Here is a 4031-nt window from a genome sequence, read left to right as displayed (position 1 = left end):
GTCCTGATTGGGAAAGCGCCCCAGGTAGGCCATCAACTGATTGCGTGTTTGCGCCAATTGTTTTTGCAACGGCGGCAAGGTCGCACGGGTTTGTGCCAGTGCCGTTTGCTGGGTCAGCACGTCGGTATCGCCAATCGCCCCCAAACGCCGCTGAGCTTGCAGCAGATCAAGTTGGCCGCCCTGCAGGCGGATGATTTCCTCGGTAGACGCGATTTGATCGCGTACAGACGCGAGGCTGATGGCGGTATTGACCACATTGGCGGTCAGGGTCAGGTAAGTCGCCTCCAGCTGGAAGCGCTGGTATTCGGCCTGCGCCGTGGTCGACTCGATTTGCCGGCGCGTACCGCCAAACACATCCGGGGCATAGGAGACGCTCAGCGACGCTGAACTGACGGTCAGTATTGGCGATTGCGGCACGCCGGAGGTGACCCCCGAGACTTTCTCACGGGCCTTCTGCACATTGCCGCTCACCGACGGGAACAACGAAGCTTGATCGGCATAGATCAGCTCGTTGGCCTGGCGCAACGCGGCTTGCGCGGCGCTCACATCCGGGTTGGCCTTCAAGGCTTCTTCGACCAATGCGTTCAAGGCGGGCGAACGAAACAGTGTCCACCATTGCCCGGGAATATCCATCCCGGCGATCAGCCGCTGCGCGGCGCCACCGGTGTCGATATCGGCGTGGGCGGTGGTGGTGAGTTTTTCTTTTGAATAGTCGGCGTTCGCGGCCACATCGGGTCGGGCGAAATCCGGCCCGACGGTGCAGCCGGCGAGGGCCAGGCACAGGAGGCTAAGCGGAGCGAGAACGTGTGATACACGCTGCCGAGGCTGCTCTTTCATGTTGACTCTATTAATCAGTTGGCTAACTGTTTTTTGTTGAGCAATGACTGCAGGTGCATCAGGGACGCTGGACTCAAACCAGTGTAGGTGGTGCCGGGCGCTATGCAATGTCGCCCCCTGAGTTTCCGATGCACTGATGGCTATAAAATGCATATTCCGCATTCTTGTAGAATTAGGATATGCATAATCAGTATTTTACACTGGATGATCAGTCCCTCATCTTCTCCCTCCCTATAAACAGGCTTCTGGAGAAAAACGTGCGTTACCTGACAACACTGACGGCCGGGATGACCGCCGCCTTGCTATGCCTGACTGCGCACGCGCAAACGCTGGTGGTAGGCGACCAAAGCTACAACGCCCAGGCCGTGATGGAAGCAGCGGGGGTGCTCAACGACCTGCCCTACACCCTGGAATGGAAACAATTCACCGCCGGCTCGCCCGTCGCCGAAGCGCTGAATGCCAACAGCCTGGACATCGGCCTGCTGGGGGATGCGCCGGTGTTGTTCCTGGGGGCACTCGGCGCGCCGATCAAAGTGATTGGCATCAGCCGACAGAACCTCGAAGGCGTGGCGATTCTGGTCAGAAAAGACTCCTCGATCCACAGCCTTGCCGACCTTGCCGGCAAGCGCGCGGCCATCTGGAAAGGCTCCTGGAGCCAGCAACTGCTGATGACGGCGCTGGACAAAGCCGGCGTGCCACATGACTCGCTGGAGCTGCGGTACCTCAGCGCGCTGGATGCTTCCCATGCGTTGGAAGGCGGCTCGGTTGATGTGATCGCCACCTGGGAACCCTACGTTACCCAACAGGAACGCCAAGGCGCACGGGTGCTGGCAACGGCTGAGGGGTTGATACCTGCGCAGAGCTTTATTGCCGCCAACACCAAGGCCTTGGAGAGCAAACGCGCACCCATCAGCGACTTTCTGCAGCGCTTGAAGAAGGCCCGCGACTGGACACGCCAAAGCCCGGCCAATGCCGATGCGTATGCGGATGCCTGGGCCAAACGTACCCGCGCCGATGCCGACATCGCCCGCGCCTGGTTTGCCCGCGCGCGCACCACGGTTGAGCCGGTCACGGCCCAGTCACCGGTGGAAGCGCAAAAGACCGTGGACTTTTTTGCCAGCCAAGGCCTGGTCAAGTCCTATTCGGCGGCCAGCCTGTTCGACGATTCATTCGCGGCCGCCTTGCAACCCGCCGTGGCCAAAACGCTTCAAGGAACACTGAACAAATGACTAAAAGACAGCTGAAACTTGGCGCCCTGACGATGGGCTGCGGCGGCCCCGGCCGCCATAACCTATGGCTTGACCCCGAGTTACCGGCCGATGCCAGCGTCAACGTCGACTGGTACATCGACATTGCCCGCCAGGCGGAGGCCGCACTGTTCGACTTGATGTTCATCGTCGACAGCCAGTTCATCACGCCCGGCTCGCCGTCCCACTACCTCAATCGCCTGGAGCCGCTGACCCTGTTATCGGCATTGGCCGTCAGCACACGGCATATCGGTTTGGTCGGCACACTGACAACGTCCTACAACTCGCCCTACAACGTGGCACGGCGCTTGGCCTCCCTGGACCTGATCAGCAAAGGCCGCGCCGGCTGGAACGTGGTCACCAGCGGTGACGCTGGCACCGCCGGCAACTACAGCCGTGACGAGCATTACGACTACGACACCCGCTACGGCCGCGCCGCCGAACATGTCCAGGTGGTACAGGGCTTGTGGAATTCCTATGAGGATGACGCCTTCGTGCGCGACCGTGCGACGGGCCAGTTTCTCGACCCCAGCAAACTGCACAGCCTGAACCACAAGGGCGAGCACTTTTCAGTGGTCGGCCCGCTGAATATCCAGCGCTCGCCCCAAGGCCAGCCGGTGATCTTCCAGGCCGGTGACTCGGAACAAGGCCGCCACCTGGGCGCCGCCACCGCCGATGTGATCTTCACTCACGCCGCCAGCATCGAGCAGGGCCGGGCGTTTTACCGGGATATAAAGGGCAGGGCGCTGCAACACGGGCGCGACCCGGAGCAGTTACTGGTGATGCCCGGCGCGGAAATCTATGTAGGCGATACCGACGAGCATGCGCGTGAAATCGAGCAGTATTACCATCAGGCTGACCATAGTTTTGAGCTGGCACTGAAGGAGTTTGGGCGTAATTTCGGCTGGCATGATTTCAGCCAATACGACCTGGATGCGCCGTTTCCCCAGGAGAGTCTGGAGGCTGCACGCAGCAGCTTTTTTACCAATGCCAAGCGCATTGCTGATCAGGCGCGGGAGAAGGGGTTTACCTTGCGTCAGGCGGTGGAATTTGGTCGGCAACTGCGGCCGGGGGCGTTTGTAGGGACGGCGGATACTGTCGCGCAAAAAATGGCCGATTGGCTCCAGGCGCGGGCGGTGGATGGGTTCAATATTTATATTGGGCATCCGGGGCAGTTCACGCGGTTTACCCGGGAAGTCATACCGTTGTTGCAAGAGCGCGGGGTTTATCGCACGGCGTATGAAGGCACGACGTTGCGCGAGAGTTTGGGGTTGGGCGTTGCGTAGAGGGTTTTGGGCGCGCGTGGCCTGTTGCAACTTATCAGCGCAGGCCACCGTACCTGCAATAACAGACTCGAGGTTGCAACGGGCTCAACCCTGTCGAGGGTTGAGCAGTGTCCAGTCAAACTCGAGTTGCACACGCTTGACCATTTCGATGACCTGATAGGCAAAACCTGTCGGCTCACGGTCATTGAGCATTAGCCAGGCATCCGGATCAACGCTCCAGTCCGATGCAATGGGGAGCGAAGAGAATGCGCGGGCGTCGTATGTCCACCAGGGCCACCATTTCGTCGTGCCGCCTGACACATCACACAGTGCGTCCATGTGTTTACCGAGCCGCTGAACATCCAGCTCAGCATGTTCACCTTCGTCCCAGCGGCATATCCCGAAATAGAGCCTGCCGTGATTACCCCGATCAAACGCCCAGCCGATGCCAAACAGGTGTGAGGGATCAAAACGAATACTGAACGACCCTTGCGGCGAACCGTCCAGCAACGTCTGGTCCCAAAACAACTCAGCATTTAAGTGACTAAGGTTGAGTTTCAGGTGAGCCAGAAAGCCTCGCCACATTTCGCGCTTGGCCTCACGCAACTGCTGGGAAATCAAGAATGCAGCCTTGATGTTTTTGTCATTGCGCAGCAACAAACGCGTGAGTTCCTGGGTTGTG

At 59.6% G+C, this 4031-nt stretch carries 3 protein-coding genes and 1 pseudogene; 2 read left to right on the top strand and 2 right to left on the bottom strand.

Going from position 1 to position 4031, the window contains the following annotated elements; genetic code table 11:
* Positions 1-837: TolC family protein (locus tag FEM54_RS26375; protein WP_171045907.1), on the bottom strand; the 837-nt coding region annotated here is incomplete at its 3' end.
* Between the two features lie 257 nt (positions 838-1094).
* On the opposite strand from FEM54_RS26375, the gene FEM54_RS26370 reads away from it, so the two are divergent.
* Positions 1095-2066, top strand: a complete 972-nt coding sequence (locus FEM54_RS26370; protein ID WP_138453637.1) for an ABC transporter substrate-binding protein — start codon at positions 1095-1097, stop codon at positions 2064-2066.
* Positions 2063-3370 carry an LLM class flavin-dependent oxidoreductase gene (locus FEM54_RS26365; protein ID WP_138453636.1) on the top strand — a complete coding sequence of 436 codons (1308 nt, stop codon included), beginning with the start codon at positions 2063-2065 and terminating at the stop codon, positions 3368-3370. Before FEM54_RS26370 ends, FEM54_RS26365 begins: the two co-directional genes overlap by 4 nt.
* 84 nt (positions 3371-3454) lie before the next feature.
* Here the strand turns inward: FEM54_RS26365 and FEM54_RS26360 are convergent.
* Positions 3455-4031, bottom strand: a pseudogene (locus tag FEM54_RS26360) (PD-(D/E)XK nuclease family protein); the annotation flags it as partial.

Source organism: Pseudomonas edaphica, assembly GCF_005863185.1.
Classification (GTDB): Bacteria; Pseudomonadota; Gammaproteobacteria; order Pseudomonadales; family Pseudomonadaceae; genus Aquipseudomonas; species Aquipseudomonas edaphica.
The sequence above is the reverse complement of the archived record's forward strand: the minus strand, read 5'-3'. Positions and strand labels throughout refer to the sequence as shown.